Raw genomic sequence first — 14,804 nt, 5'->3', positions numbered from 1 at the left:
TTTGAGGCCTAGACTTTAAAAATCAGCTTTTTTTATACCCTTTTTTAAATGAATACTACAGATTTAATAAACACTACCATCCTTTTTGTAAAACAAAAATTAGAAAACGCCGAAGGCGGACACGACTGGTTTCATATTGAAAGAGTGTATAAAAATGCTTTATTGATTGCTAAAGAAGAAAATTGCAATTTGCAAATAGTTCAACTGGGTGCTTTACTTCACGATATTGCTGATAGTAAATTTCACGATGGCGACGAGTCAGTGGGGCCTAAAGTTGCCCGTACTTTTCTGGAATCTCAAAATGTTAGTGAAGACGTAATCCATGCCGTTATAAACATCATTGAGAACATTTCGTTCAAAGGTGGCCATTTCGAAAAAAAATTCAATTCCATAGAATTAGACATTGTTCAAGATGCAGACCGTTTAGACGCCATTGGAGCGATCGGAATTGCCCGAACGTTCAATTATGGCGGTTTTAAAAACAGAACGCTCTACGATCCTAAAATTGCGCCAAACACTAAAATGACTGTAGACGAATACAAAAATAGTCAGGCGCCAACAATTAATCATTTTTACGAGAAGTTATTGTTACTGAAAGACAAAATGAACACCCAAACGGGAAAACAAATTGCCCAGCAAAGACACCGTTTTATGGAAGGATTTTTGGCACAATTTTATGCTGAATGGGAAGGAGAGAAATAGTTAGCAGTATTCAGCTTTTTAGTATTCAGTTAATCAACAACTTTTTATTTATTCCAACAACTGATCACTAAAAACCTGAACACTGAACACTTTTTCAAATTCCTTTTTCTTTCATTTCCAGAATCACATCAGAAGCGCTTTTAAAAGTTGGAGCTTGTTCTGTAATGCTTCCCACTCTTTTTTTATTGAGTTTAAAAACAACATCGTTTTCTGTGGTGAATAATAAGGCACTTAAAAAAGGTTGGTTCATATAAGATGCTAATATTGGATAAGCTTCGTCCAAACTATGAAAACTTTCAACTTCTTCGGTTTTATATCTTGCAATTAACGAAAGACTAAAAACATCATTTTCCAGCAAAACTGGACGAACATAAATGTTTTTTAATTCAGTATCACCAATGGTTTTTGCCAAGGTTAATTTAGCAAAAGTTTTATCTTCAATACTTTGTTTTACTCTTTCCCAAAAAAGGGCAAATATAGGCTCGTATGACATTTTGTTTTTTAAATTTTTAATTTGCTGCTTTCTGCTACTGCGCACTGAATTACTTGCTTACTCTCCCGTAAAAACCGCTTTTCTTTTTTCTAAAAATGCTTGAGTTCCTTCTTTGAAATCTATAGTTCCAAAACATTTTCCAAAGGATTTTATTTCGGTTTCAAAACCGTTCTCGCCTTCTTTGTAATTGGCATTAACGGCATGAATAGCCATACCAATTGCTACAGGCGAATTTTTAATGATTTTTTGAGCTATTTCATTACAATAGGATAATAATTCCTCTTGAGCCACTACATGATTCACTAAACCCGTTCTATAGGCTTCCTCAGCTGTTACCATTTTAGCAGAAAGTATCATTTCTAAGGCGCGACCTTTACCAATTAATTGTGGCAAACGCTGCGTTCCTCCATAACCCGGAATTACGCCTAACGAAACTTCTGGAAGTCCCATTTTAGCATTTTCTGATGCCACACGAATATGACAAGCCATAGCTAATTCTAATCCGCCACCAAGGGCAAATCCGTTAATGGCTGCAATAACAGGTACTCTCAAGTTTTCGACAAAATTAAACAAAATATCTTGTCCTTGAGCGGCTAACTGGATGCCTTCCTCGACTGAAAAATCAGCAAATTCAGCAATATCAGCACCTGCCACGAATGCTTTCTCACCACTACCCGTTAAAATAATAGCTCTAATCTCTTTAATTGGTTCCAATGCAGAAAACGCATGATGCAATTCTTGAATGGTAACTCTGTTTAAAGCATTCAATTTTTCTGGACGATTAATGGTAATAGTTACAATAGTATCCTCTTGAGCAATCAAAATATTTTTGTAGTTCATGGTATTGATTTAAGAGTTAATAATAGGGAGAGAAACGGTAAAACGAGTTCCTTTTCCGTATTCGGTTTCAAAGCTAATAGTGCCTTTATAATTTTCAATAATGTTCTTTATAATTCCTAATCCTAATCCCATACCACTGTTTTTTGTGGTAAACTTAGGTTCGAATATACGATTTATATCTTCGGTTTTTATCCCAATTCCGTTGTCCTGAACAATAATTAATACATTATTATTCTCCTTTTTTACCCAAACCAAAACCGTTTTGTTTTCCTGTTGTTCCGGAATGGATTGAATAGCATTTTTGACTAAGTTAGTAATAATCCGGATTAATTGGGTACGATCGACTTTTGAAATAATCTCAGGAGCATCACATTCAAAAACAATATTATTTTCATTGAAAATATCCAAAGCTAATTCGACAACATCCACCACATTTAAGGTTTCATTTTGTTGTGCTGGCATGGAAGCAAAATTAGAAAAAGCCGAAGCAACAGCACTCATGGTGTCAATTTGCTGAATCAATGTTTCGGAGTAGTCGTTCATTTTTTGTTTGATTTCAGGATCTTCAGGATTAAATCTTCGCTGAAAACTCTGAACAGTCAATCGCATTGGTGTTAATGGATTTTTGATTTCGTGGGCTACCTGCTTGGCCATTTCGCGCCAGGCTTCTTCCCTTTCGCTTTGCGCTAATTTGATAGCACTTTTTTCTAATTCATCGACCATTTGGTTGTAACCATTAATCAACAAATTGATTTCTTTACTATTAGCTGAAAGTAAAATCTTTTCATTTTTTTTATTCAATCGGGTTTCGTTTAGCTTATCCGAAATGGTTTTCAATGACTTAGTAATATAGGACGAAAGAAAGTAAGCCAAAGCAAATGCTACAATCAACATAAAGGAATACACCTGTCCTAAACGAATAAGAAAACTATTTAATTCCTTGTCATAAAAGCCATCGTCTTCTTGATACGGTAAATTCAAAACCCCCAAAGGCTTGAATTTGTCATCTTTGATTTGAGTAAAAGAGGATCTGTTTTTAATTCCGTTTATTGTTTTAATGTCTTCATAACGTTTTTCGATAGAAGAACGAACGAGTTTAAGAATGTATTTTGGAATTGCAGGTGCTACTTTATCTATAGAAAAAGATTCTTTAGACGACTTTAACAACTTCCCATTAAGGTCATAGATATTAATTTCGGTGTTATGAATATGAGCCAGCTCATGAATTTTATCCTTGAAAATTAAATCTAAATTATCCGTTGTAAGCGGATAAGTTGTGGTAGAAAGCAAAAAATTGATGTGTTCTCTCACCGCGTTTTCCTTACGCTCTAGACGTTCTCGATGGTACTCTTTAGCTTCATTTTTAAATTGAATTATCGAAATAGAAGCTAACAAAACCGAAGCTACAATTATCACCACGATCATCGAAAGAAAGATTCGAACTCGTAATGAAAGCATGGATAATTTGAAGACTCTAAACATGTTTTAAAGTTATGAGTTATGGGTTATGAGTTATGCGTCATAAACTTACAACTCATAACCCATAACTCACAACTATTTTTTCTCTCTAATTCTTTTGTAAAATTTAAAACCCAGCATAATTAAAACCGAAAACAATACAATCCCAATTACACCATAAATCCAATTTACAGCATTTTTTAAAATCACTAGAAACACTACGGCAAACAAGATAATTGTAGCACCTTCGTTCCACAAACGCATGAAATTAGTAGTATATTTTACCTGATCGTTTTGTAATTCTTTGAATATTTTATGGCATTTATAATGGTACAAATACAATACAAAAACAAAGCCAAGTTTAACATGCATCCAGGGCATTTGCAACCAAGCGTTTCCTATTTCGGTAAAAAACAACATCCAAAAAGCAAAAAAACTAGCCAAAACTGCCGAAGGCCAAGTAATAATATACCACAAACGATACGTCATAATTTTGAACTGCTTTTGCAAAATTTCCTTCTCTGGCGATGGTTTTTCGTTGGCTTCAATTTGGTACACAAACAAACGAACAATATAAAACAAACCTGCAAACCAAGTAATTACAAAGATGAGGTGTAGGGATTTTAGGTAGTTGTAGTATTCCATAAATTATTTAATCAATTAGAATTGGTTTAGTTTTTTCAGGAATATCAAGATTATAATTAAAATCAGGAAAAATCTTTTTTAGAATGTCCGGTGTGAACTTATGAGTTTCTATAAAATACCATTTGTTTCCGTTATCTCTGCTAGTTGCCAATAAATAATAAGTTGCCTGAATTTTCCCTTTATTTGTTTTTATTATTAGTGTTTCTGGAACAATGCAATGTAATTCTTTTCCAGCAACATAAATCTTTTGGGGCTCTCCAAAAGTAATTTTATCAAATTCAAAACCACCATCAATTTTTTTAAATGAGGATTCCAATGCTTTTAGTAGAGATGTTTTCCCACCTCCCATTTCAACTATTTTTGGATATGTGTAATCGATAATTGTTGAATAGTTTTTTTGAAGCATAGCATCTGCCATTATTTTACATTCAGATTTAATTTTTTCTGAAAAACTATTTTGACCAAAAGAAAAATTGCAGAAAATTAAAAAGGGAATGATTATGTAAAACTTTTTAATCATAAAAATGTTTTTACTTCGCCCAATCCTCAATCCAATTGGCCACCACACCACACCACTCGTCCTCATCATTCATACAAGGAACAGCCATAAATTCTTCGCCACCATGGTGTAAAAATTGCTCGTTGGCTTCCATAGCAATTTCTTCTAAAGTTTCTAAACAATCGGCTACGAAAGCTGGAGTTACTACAGCCAATTTCTTGATACCTTGCTCGGGCATTTTGTTTATTTCCACATCGGTGTAAGGCGTTAACCATTTGTCTCCCGCTAATCGAGATTGAAACGTTTGGCTGTATTTCCCTTCTGGAATTCCCAATAATTTTACCACTTGTTTAGTCGTTTCATAACATTGATGACGGTAGCAAAACTCATGTGCTGGCGATGGCGTATTACAACAAGAACCATCAATTTTGCAATGCGATTTCGTTACATCTGTTTTACGAATGTGACGTTTCGGAATTCCGTGATACGAAAACAACAAATGATCGTACTCAAAGCCTTCCAAATGTTTTTTTATCGAATTGGCCAATGCCTGAATATAATCGGGTTTATTATAAAATGCAGGAACATTGGTAAAAGTCATTTCTGGAAAAAATTCCTGACGCAATTCTTCGGCCAAAACCACAATAGTGGTTGTCGAAGCCATTGCGTGCTGCGGATACAATGGCATCAACATTACTTCGGTTACGCCTTTGTCTTTTAGTTCTTGCAATCCTTTTTTGATGGTCATGGTTCCATAACGCATCGCTAAAGCAACAGGAATATCTACCAATTTCTGAACTTTTTCATGCATTTTTTTCGAAAGCACAATTAAAGGCGAACCTTCGTCAGTCCAAATTCGAGCATAAGCTTCTGCCGATTTTTTGGGTCTGGTTTGTAAAATAATACCTCGAACTAATAAAGCACGTAATAAAAACGGAACGTCAATAACGTATTTATCCATTAAAAATTCGTCTAAATACGGTTTTACATCCTTTGGCGTTGGACTTTCTGGCGAACCCAGATTGACTAATAATACTCCTTTCATGTGTAGATTTTTGTTGTTTTTTGATTTTTTCAAAAGTAATTTAAAGCACTTTTAAAGTATATGATAAATGTTATTTTTTACTTATGTTTTGATATATAAAACTAATGGCGTTTACATATTGGTATTAATCGACATCAAATATTTTTTGGGTGTTGTTCCAAATTTCTTTTTGAATGCGGCAATAAAATGACTTCCGGTGCTGTAACCTATTTTCAAACCAACTTCGTTGACGTTATACGAACCGCTGTCGAGTAATTTTCGAGCAAAATCCATTTTGTAATCAAACAGAAAACCATAAACGGTGTCGCCATAAATTTGTTTAAAACCCATTTTGAGTTTTTTTAAATTCAGTCCCACTTGATCGGCTAATTCCTGTAATCCAGGTGGTTCAGACATATTGGCGATAATAATTTCTTTGGCTTTCTTGATTTTTAGCACATTTTCTTCATCGACTAAAAACGGACATTGCTCAGCATTTGGATCTTCATTTCGATTAAAAAACAAACTCAACAATTCGTATCCTTTTCCTTTATAGTACAGGTTTTTTATAGATGGATTCAAGTTGTAATGAAACATTTGGTTCAAGACAATAGCCATCGATGGACTAATATCGCTTTCGTTATAGTATTTTTTATCCTGATTTTCTTTACTTAAAAACGGAATATGCTCCGCATCATTAGTGAATAATCCGTGGAATTTTCGAATGGAAACAAATATAGAAATCAACCAGGTTTTTGGCGCAATTGCTACGTTTAATGGCAATTCTTTTTCGGTATTATAAAACAACAATGCTTTCTCTTCTTTTAGGTTCAAGACATAATTGCCTTGATTAAAAATATAATTAGCACTTCCTTTTAACCCAAAATGAAACTGAATTAATCCCAATTGCACAGGGCGCTGAAAAGTTACAACCTCATCAGTATTATTTTGAAAACGAATTAAAATAAAATCATCGTCAATTTTTATTTCTTCCTCCATTTTTTTGATTTATTTCATTTCTCTAAATATCAATGTTTGTAGTTAAACAATACTTTGGTCTTTCAAAATTAAATCTTTTTGATGGTTTATTAACACTTCCTACTCATTTTATAGCATCTTTATTTTTTTAGTACGATTAATTCAAAACCGCATCCAGCTGAATATTGATTTTATTCGACACTTTATTCTTAACCACTGATGGAATTGAAATATCAAAATCACTAGCATTAACGATAAATTTAGATACTAGATGTATTCCAGAACCAGACTTTCTTATCTTAGCAGGAACATTGAGCATTACTGTTTTTCCATGAAGTTCTAATTTTCCATTGATTATAAATTCTTTTGGGTTTTCAGTTAAAGCATTAGCATCAAAATTTACAATTTTTCCTTTAAATAAGGCTTTCGGATATTTGTGACTCTCCACATAATTTTCATTAAAATGCTCTTCCATCAATGCCACTTTAAACCGAAAGCCTTTCATTAAGGCTAAACTGGCTATTTCGCCTGTTTTAGAATTTAAAACCATGGTAGTGTTTTTGTTAGTTGCTTTTACCTCTTCAAAAGAAGGTACTGAAGCTTCAAAAACAATCACTGCCGACTTACTCATTTTTTTTTCTTGTGCAATTGCCCAATTCGAGAGAATTAAAATTGCTATAAGTATGCTGTTTTTCATTTTTTAGTTTGTTTTAAATTACTCTAATAATCCGTCTTGTTGCCATTTTGCTACTACATCAATAGTTGTTTGCGGTAATCTCGGCCCCCCTTGAGGCATCAAAGCACTATTGCCATTATTCAACGAAATTCGATTCAACAAACCGCGGTTTTCCATAGCGTTCTTAACCTGGGCATAAGTTGATAAAGACAACGAAGTGCCGTTTCTAGGCGTTGCTCCGTGACAAGAAATACAATTATTATCAATAATGGATTTTACATTTTGACGATACGTTATTGTGGTTCCACCAGTAGGAGGCGTAGGCGTGTCTTCCATTAAAGTATCTGGATTATCAGTAGAACAAGCCATTAAAAAACTAGTGCACACTAGAAGTTGAAAAAGGTTTTTTGGTTTCATAATAAATTGGTTTTTAGATTAAAATAAAATTACATCTCATCGACATTTACACTTACGTTAAAATTGATACTCTAGTTTTCAATTTGTAATTCTTTTTATAAACAAAAACCAATCTTTCTCTTTTTCCGTACATAGCATTAGACTTAAAAATCAATACGATGAAGAAAAAAATAACCTATAGCATTTTAATTTTATTTATAGTAGCATTTGCCATTTATAGTTACACCTATCAAAAGCACCGGGATATAAGCAGCGAAAAAGCCCAATACTTAGTCACTATTCCTGCATTAGTAAAAGAATTTGCAGCAAATGATAGTTTGGCTTTTGCCAAATACCAAGATCAAACCATTGCAATAGAAGCAAAAATTACAGCTGTAGATATAGAAAACAAAGCCATTATTTTAGACCAGAAAATGTTTGCAATATTTAATGACAGCTTCTCTAAAGACATCATTTCGGGCAAAAAAATTCGAATCAAAGGAAGATTTCTAGGCTACGACGAATTGCTCCAAGAGTTCAAAATGGATCAAAGTTCACTTATTCGATAAAAAAACCACTTCACTAACAAACCTAAATTTATATTTTATGAAAAAGTTACTATTACTATTATTATTTCCTGTTTTTGCCTTCGCACAAGAAGATTTATTAAAAGGTATCGATACCATTTCGGATAAAGAAAAAGTTACTTCTGCCTTCAAAGGCTTAAAAATTGTCAATCTGGAATCGACCAAACTGGCCGCAAAAGGCGATTTGTATTTTATTGTTGCCCATCGATTTGGCTCTGTAAAAGAAGGATTTGAGGGTTTCTTTGGTTTAGACAATGCCAATACCCAACTTAAATTTGTTTATGGTTTGACTGATTGGTTGACCATAAGTGGAGCGAGAAGCGAATTAGCCTATGATTTTTCTACAAAATATACTTTGCTTCATCAAATAACCGATGGTTTTCCTGTAACCATTGCAGGTTTTTCCAGTTTAGCCATCAATAATACGCTAAAACAAAGTTTGTACCCAAACCTTACTTTTAACGATCGGTTCACTTATGTACAACAATTATTGATTTCCAGAAAATTTTCAGAAAATTTATCGCTGCAATTGGCACCGACTGTTTTCCACGAAAACTTTGTAGACAATGCACAACAGGATAATATGCAATATGCCATCGGTTTTGGTGGTCGTTACAAATTGTCAAAACGTTGGTCTCTTAATGTGGATTATGCAGCCCATTTAAATAGAGCAACTAATTCTATCTACAAAAACCCTCTTTCTATTGGTTTTGATTTAGAAACAGGCGGACACGTTTTCCAAATGCACTTTACCAGTTCTCAAGGTATTCACGAAGCGGGATATTTAGGCCAAACCACCGGAGACTGGACAAAAGGGGATGTGTTTTTCGGATTCAATTTACTTAGAGTTTTTTAAAAAAAGCCAGAGAATAACTGTATTTAGCACTATGTGTATTTAAACCAATTCTAAATTAATTTTTTTTCCTCAATTTTAAAACCATGGTTCAAAAAGCCTCGTAAATGAACTTGAAAACTTAAAATTTATAGAAAATGAATAAAACAGTCAAGAAAGTAGTAATCGCAGCAGTAAGCATAGGAGTGTTGTTTATTGCCATTTTGTTGTTTCATATTATCACGGCTAAACCAGCCGTTTATGACAGCCCCAATTTGCAAGTAAGTCGAATTGATTTTAAATCCAATATCGATTCGGTACAAGCCAAACAAATTTGTGCCGACCTAAGAACTATCAAAGGCCTAACTACCGATTCTATTATTGTCAAAAGAAATGTAGTTGTGTATTTCCACAATAATAAAATTACCAATTCAGAAATTGTTTTCAACGAACTGATGACCAAAAGACCTTATGAAGCCGAGCGCTATATTCTTCCAGAAGGAATGGCAAACAAAGAGGTTTGTCCTGTGGATCAAAATAGCATGAGCTATAAAGTATCAAAATCAATAAATCAATTTTTTAATTAATCCTTAAATTCAATAATTATGAGAAATTTTTCTAAACTTACACTAAGTGTATTAGTAGCTGCTTCGGCAACATTTACCTCTTGCAACAATGACGATGATCCAGCGCCAGAACCAGTAAAAGCATCAATTTACACCCGTTTAGGTGGAACAAAAATGGTTGCCGATCCTGATAATTCTGGACAAATGATTGAAGCTGGTAGATTATCTTTCCGTAAGGTGGTAAACTCTACCGTAGGACTTATTGTTGCTGATGTACAAAACAATGCTTCTGGAAACCTTGGAGCACATTTTGCACCAGTTTTAGCAGAAGTTGGAGCTAACAACACTACTAATTTAGCTATATTAGTAGATAATCTAACTGATTTCTTTTCTTTTAATACAGGAGGAACAAATCCAGTAAATACGTATTCAGGATTGAATATGGTTGACGCTCATGATCCGGCAAAAAATCCTCGTATGGGAACAAAATCATCTGATGCGGACTATACTAAATTTGTTGGTTATGTAGGTGCTGCTGCAAATACAAATGGTGTTGCTTCAAACACAGAATTATATGCTGACATTGTTGTTGTTTTACAATCACTAAGAACACCTATTGTTCAAAAGTAATTTTTTTAAGAATTAAAAACGCTACCGAATCATTTCTGGTAGCGTTTTTATTTCATTATCCAATTGAAAATAAAAACTCAAATACACAAAATACAATGAGTTTGAAAGTAGTGTTTTTTTAACCTGATAAAAAATATACTTTTTTTACATTTTCATAGAACCCTAAGCGATATTTTTTCGTAAATAATATAGAAATCAGACAGCGGTCTTATTTAGAATAAATCTACATAAAACACTAAAAAACACCTGATTTTGCTATATTTTTAAATATAATCGATTTTGTAATTACTATTTTGAATCAAATATTCTCGAAGCGATACAAAAAGAACTTACAGCGTTGTTTTTATAAAATAGTTAATAATAATTTTGTTGAACTTTTTAAGGAAAGTATAATTATGGAAAATTTTAACATGTCCAGAAACAGCACTTTTTACGCTTTAGGTCTAAGTTACAAAAAAGCAGATGCCACCATTAGAGGAAAATTTAGCTTAGACGCCAAAGCTCAATCTATTTTATTAATGCAGGCTGAAGCCGAAGGTATCGAGTCGTTAATAGTAACTTCCACTTGTAACAGAACCGAAATTTATGGTTTTGCCAATCACCCTTACGAATTAATTAAATTACTTTGCGAAAACAGCAACGGATCCGTTCAGGAATTCCAGGAAGTAGCTTATATCTATAAAAACCAAGACGCTATCAACCACATGTTTCGAGTAGGAACAGGATTAGACAGTCAAATTTTAGGTGATTTTGAAATCATCAGCCAAATCAAAAACGCTTTCAACCAAAGTAAATCCAATGGTTTAATAAACACTTTCATGGAGCGTTTAGTCAACTCGGTGATTCAGGCGAGTAAAAAAATAAAAACAGATACTGAAATTTCTTCGGGTGCAACCTCTGTATCCTTTGCATCCGTTCAATATATTATCAAAAACGTAGAAGATATTACTAATAAAAATATCTTGCTTTTTGGAACAGGAAAAATTGGTAGAAATACCTGTGAAAACCTGGTAAAACACACCAAACACGAGCAAATTACTTTAATCAACAGAACCAAAGACAAGGCCGAAAGATTAGCTGAAAAATTGGATTTAGTGGTTAAAGATTATTCGGATTTACAGTTAGAATTACAAAAAGCTGACGTTTTAATTGTTGCAACTGGTGCACAAAATCCAACAGTTGATAAAGCCATTTTAAATCTTAAAAAACCTTTGTTGATTTTAGATTTATCGATTCCTAAAAACGTAAATGAAAATGTTACCGAGATAGAAGGTGTAACACTTATTCACATGGATTATTTGTCCCAAATGACAGATGAAACTCTAGAAAACAGAAAAAGACACATTCCTGCTGCCGAGGCTATTATAGAGGAAATAAAAGACGAATTTAAAACTTGGACTAAAGGTCGAAAATTTGCACCAACTATTAATGCGCTAAAAGCCAAACTGAACGATATAAAAAATTCAGAATTGGATTTTCAAAGTAAAAAAATAGTCGATTTTAACGAAGAACAAGCCGAAATCATCAGCAACAGAATCATTCAAAAAATCACTACTCATTTTGCCAATCACCTCAAAGATGAAAACACCATGGTAGATGAAAGTATCGAATGGATTGAAAAAGTCTTTAAAATTGAGGCATTGGTTAAATAATTCTACTATTTTTGACTATTAAAATTGTAATGCTTCCCAAGCTTTAATCATCAACAAAGTACAACAAACCTTAGTGAAACTTAATTTCTTAATGGTTAATAAAATAAATAATGGTAACATTATTTAATAGTTTAAAACAAAAATGGCAGAAAAAATAATACGTATAGGTACAAGAGATAGCGAACTCGCTTTATGGCAAGCACATACTGTTCAAAAAAAGTTAAACGATTTAGGGTACAAAACAGAAATTGTAGCCGTAAAATCTCAGGGCGACATTATTCTTGATAAGCCTTTATACGAATTAGGAATTACTGGAATTTTCACCAAAACATTAGATATCGCCATGATTAACGGCGATGTGGATATTGCAGTACATTCGATGAAAGATGTACCTACCGCCCTACCTCTCGGAATTGTTCAGGCTGCTGTTTTAGAAAGAGCCAATACCTTAGATATTTTAGTTCATAAAGGCAATCTAGATTTCTTGGAAACCAATGGAACTATCGCCACTGGAAGCTTGCGTCGTCAGGCACAATGGTTGAACAAATACCCCAATCATAACGTAGTCGATTTACGTGGAAACGTAAATAGCAGAATGCGAAAATTACAGGAAAGCGACTGGAACGGAGCCGTTTTTGCCGCTGCAGGACTGGAAAGAATCAACTTAAAACCGAGCGATTATATTGATTTGGATTGGATGATTCCTGCGCCAGCTCAAGGCGCCATGCTTGTAGTTGCTATGGGAAATGACAATTACACTCTGGATGCACTTTCGCATCTTAATGATATTGAAACCGAAGTTTGTACTTATATCGAACGTCAGTTTTTAAGAACCTTAGAAGGTGGTTGCACCGCTCCTATTGGTGCTTTGGCAAAATACAATGAAGACGAAGATACCATTCATTTTGATGGCGTTTTATTTTCATTGGACGGAAAAGAAAAAATCGAAATCAACAAAGTGGTACCTATCGAAGAATGGAAAAAATTAGGATTTTATTCTGCTAAAGAAATTTTAGAGAACGGCGGAACGAAATTGATGGCGAATATAAAAACAACTTTGAAAAAATAATTCTGTTTTCCAATTCCAAAACATGAAAATACTCGCTACCAAAATACTTACTGAATCTCAAAAAAAACCACTGATTGAAGCTGGTTTAGAACTCATCGAAAATGATTTTATCAGTACACAAATCAAGCCTTTTGACTTAAAAAACACAAACGAAAGTTTGATTTTTACGAGTCAAAATTCCGTTGAATGTATTTTAAAACATCCTGAATTAGAAACGCTAAAAGCCAAAAAAATATATTGTGTTGGTATAAAAACCAAAAATTTACTAACCGAAAATGGTTTTGAAGTAATTGCTTATACGGGTTATGCGGCTGATTTAGCTGAAATAATTACGTTGATTTACAAATCGGAAAGCTATACTTTTTTTAGTGGGAACAAACGTAGAGATACTTTACCAGATGCTTTAAAAGAAGCTGGAGTGATTTTTAACGAAATTGAAGTTTACGAAACGACACTGACTCCTCAAAAAATTAAGGGAACTGTTGATGCAGTCTTGTTTTTTAGTCCTTCGGGAGTGGAGAGTTATTTAGCAGATAATAAATTAAAAAACGAAATTTGCTTTTGCATTGGTGAAACCACCGCATCAGCATTGGAAAATAAAACAAAAAACATCGTCATCGCTGATCAGCCTACAATTGAAGATGTGATCGAAGTTGTAATCGAAGAATATAAATAGAGCAATACGCTTTAGGCAATATGCCGTAAGCAAAATAACCTAAAACAATGATAAAGAACGACCTATTTTTAAGAGCACTAAAAGGAGAAACTGTTGAACGTCCACCGGTGTGGATGATGCGTCAAGCAGGAAGGTATTTACCAGAATTCCGAGCTTTGCGAGACAAATATGACTTTTTCACTCGTTGCGAAACTCCAGAATTAGCTGCCGAAATTACAGTTCAACCTATTCGCAGAATTGCTCCAGATGCGGCGATTTTGTTCTCTGATATTCTTGTGGTGCCAAGAGCTATGGGAATTCATGTAGAATTGAAAGACAATTTAGGACCAATTATCCCGAATCCCATTCGTACGATGGAGCAAGTAAACCAAGTGTTCGTTCCGGATGTCAATGAAACTTTAGGTTACGTTTTTGATGCGGTTAAGTTGACGAAAGAAATGTTGAACGATGAGGTGCCTTTAATAGGTTTTGCAGGTTCGCCATGGACTATTTTTTGTTATGCGGTTGAGGGCAAGGGGTCTAAAAGTTTTGATACTGCCAAAGGATTCTGTTTCTCAGATCCAGTAGCGGCGCACACTTTATTACAAAAAATTACCGACACCACTATTTTGTATTTGTTAGAAAAAGTAAAATCAGGTGTGAATGCGGTACAAATATTTGATTCTTGGGGCGGTATGTTATCGCCAGTTGATTACCAAGAATTCTCATGGAAATACATCAACCAAATCATCGATGCCTTAGCTGAGGTAACTCCAGTTATTGTTTTTGGTAAAGGATGTTGGTTTGCTTTGAACGAAATGGGTAAAAGTAAAGCCTCTGCACTAGGTGTAGATTGGACCTGCTCACCTAGAAATGCACGTTATTTGTCAGGCGGAAATATCACACTACAAGGTAATTTTGATCCCTCTCGATTATTTTCTCCAATTCCAGTAATTAAGAAAATGGTTCATGAAATGATTGACGAATTCGGAAAAGACAAATACATCGTAAATTTAGGCCACGGTATTTTACCTAATATTCCTGTGGATCACGCCAAAGCGTTTATTGATGCGGTGAAGGAGTATCAAAAGTAAACAGTCTC

The 14,804-nt window shown here is 34.0% G+C and carries 18 protein-coding genes; 9 read left to right on the top strand and 9 right to left on the bottom strand.

The features are described 5' to 3' along the window. Positions 1–48 precede the first annotated feature (48 nt). The gene (locus AAGV28_RS11070; protein WP_373406872.1) at positions 49–702 is read left to right on the top strand and encodes an HD domain-containing protein; all 654 of its coding nucleotides are present in this window, start codon (positions 49–51) and stop codon (positions 700–702) included. Between the two features lie 94 nt (positions 703–796). Here AAGV28_RS11070 and AAGV28_RS11065 read toward each other — a convergent pair whose 3' ends face one another. The 9 genes from AAGV28_RS11065 to AAGV28_RS11025 all read right to left on the bottom strand — a co-directional run bounded on the left by AAGV28_RS11065 (position 797) and on the right by AAGV28_RS11025 (position 7,732). Next, a complete protein-coding gene (locus AAGV28_RS11065; RefSeq protein WP_373406871.1) occupies positions 797–1,195 on the bottom strand; it encodes a hypothetical protein in 399 nt (132 codons plus the stop codon). Positions 1,196–1,252: 57 nt separating this feature from the next. Beyond that, the gene (locus AAGV28_RS11060; protein ID WP_373406870.1) at positions 1,253–2,035 is read right to left on the bottom strand and encodes an enoyl-CoA hydratase/isomerase family protein; all 783 of its coding nucleotides are present in this window, start codon (positions 2,033–2,035) and stop codon (positions 1,253–1,255) included. 9 nt (positions 2,036–2,044) lie between these two features. Next, positions 2,045–3,460, bottom strand: a complete 1,416-nt coding sequence (locus tag AAGV28_RS11055) for a PAS domain-containing sensor histidine kinase (RefSeq protein WP_373406977.1) — start codon at positions 3,458–3,460, stop codon at positions 2,045–2,047. 129 nt (positions 3,461–3,589) lie between these two features. After that, complete coding sequence (locus AAGV28_RS11050) at positions 3,590–4,138, bottom strand: CopD family protein (RefSeq protein ID WP_373406869.1); 549 nt, start codon at positions 4,136–4,138, stop codon at positions 3,590–3,592. 7 nt (positions 4,139–4,145) lie between these two features. Beyond that, the gene (locus tag AAGV28_RS11045) at positions 4,146–4,556 is read right to left on the bottom strand and encodes a hypothetical protein (RefSeq protein WP_373406868.1); all 411 of its coding nucleotides are present in this window, start codon (positions 4,554–4,556) and stop codon (positions 4,146–4,148) included. A 112-nt stretch (positions 4,557–4,668) separates the two neighbouring features. Continuing rightward, on the bottom strand, positions 4,669–5,682 hold the full coding sequence (gene hemH, locus AAGV28_RS11040) for a ferrochelatase (RefSeq protein ID WP_373406867.1): 1,014 nt from the start codon (positions 5,680–5,682) through the stop codon (positions 4,669–4,671). A 111-nt stretch (positions 5,683–5,793) separates the two neighbouring features. Further along, positions 5,794–6,660, bottom strand: coding sequence for a helix-turn-helix domain-containing protein (locus tag AAGV28_RS11035; protein ID WP_373406866.1), 867 nt, complete (start codon positions 6,658–6,660; stop codon positions 5,794–5,796). Between the two features lie 136 nt (positions 6,661–6,796). After that, positions 6,797–7,336 carry a YceI family protein gene (locus AAGV28_RS11030; RefSeq protein WP_373406865.1) on the bottom strand — a complete coding sequence of 180 codons (540 nt, stop codon included), beginning with the start codon at positions 7,334–7,336 and terminating at the stop codon, positions 6,797–6,799. A gap of 18 nt (positions 7,337–7,354) precedes the next feature. Continuing rightward, the gene (locus tag AAGV28_RS11025; RefSeq protein ID WP_373406864.1) at positions 7,355–7,732 is read right to left on the bottom strand and encodes a c-type cytochrome; all 378 of its coding nucleotides are present in this window, start codon (positions 7,730–7,732) and stop codon (positions 7,355–7,357) included. Between the two features lie 158 nt (positions 7,733–7,890). Here AAGV28_RS11025 and AAGV28_RS11020 point away from each other — a divergent pair, with 158 nt between their 5' ends. The 8 genes from AAGV28_RS11020 (at position 7,891) to hemE (ending at position 14,796) form a co-directional block, all read left to right on the top strand. Then, the gene (locus AAGV28_RS11020; protein WP_373406863.1) at positions 7,891–8,280 is read left to right on the top strand and encodes an OB-fold protein; all 390 of its coding nucleotides are present in this window, start codon (positions 7,891–7,893) and stop codon (positions 8,278–8,280) included. Between the two features lie 37 nt (positions 8,281–8,317). Continuing rightward, positions 8,318–9,154: a DUF5777 family beta-barrel protein gene (locus AAGV28_RS11015; RefSeq protein ID WP_373406862.1), complete on the top strand. Its 837-nt coding sequence runs from the start codon at positions 8,318–8,320 to the stop codon at positions 9,152–9,154. A 134-nt stretch (positions 9,155–9,288) separates the two neighbouring features. Then, positions 9,289–9,717, top strand: coding sequence for a hypothetical protein (locus tag AAGV28_RS11010; RefSeq protein ID WP_373406861.1), 429 nt, complete (start codon positions 9,289–9,291; stop codon positions 9,715–9,717). Positions 9,718–9,735: 18 nt separating this feature from the next. After that, positions 9,736–10,326: a hypothetical protein gene (locus tag AAGV28_RS11005; protein ID WP_373406860.1), complete on the top strand. Its 591-nt coding sequence runs from the start codon at positions 9,736–9,738 to the stop codon at positions 10,324–10,326. Between the two features lie 395 nt (positions 10,327–10,721). Further along, on the top strand, positions 10,722–11,978 hold the full coding sequence (gene hemA, locus AAGV28_RS11000; protein ID WP_373406859.1) for a glutamyl-tRNA reductase: 1,257 nt from the start codon (positions 10,722–10,724) through the stop codon (positions 11,976–11,978). A 142-nt stretch (positions 11,979–12,120) separates the two neighbouring features. Beyond that, complete coding sequence (gene hemC, locus AAGV28_RS10995; RefSeq protein WP_373406858.1) at positions 12,121–13,047, top strand: hydroxymethylbilane synthase; 927 nt, start codon at positions 12,121–12,123, stop codon at positions 13,045–13,047. A 22-nt stretch (positions 13,048–13,069) separates the two neighbouring features. Then, positions 13,070–13,723 (top strand): uroporphyrinogen-III synthase, encoded by a 654-nt coding sequence (locus tag AAGV28_RS10990; protein ID WP_373406857.1) that lies wholly within the window; start codon positions 13,070–13,072, stop codon positions 13,721–13,723. Positions 13,724–13,770: 47 nt separating this feature from the next. After that, on the top strand, positions 13,771–14,796 hold the full coding sequence (gene hemE, locus AAGV28_RS10985) for a uroporphyrinogen decarboxylase (protein WP_373406856.1): 1,026 nt from the start codon (positions 13,771–13,773) through the stop codon (positions 14,794–14,796). The last annotated feature ends 8 nt before the right edge of the window (positions 14,797–14,804 follow it).

Origin of the sequence: Flavobacterium zubiriense (genome assembly GCF_041729725.1) — a bacterium.
In the GTDB taxonomy this organism is placed as follows: domain Bacteria; phylum Bacteroidota; class Bacteroidia; order Flavobacteriales; family Flavobacteriaceae; genus Flavobacterium; species Flavobacterium zubiriense.
This window is presented reverse-complemented; position numbering and strand designations above follow the sequence as displayed.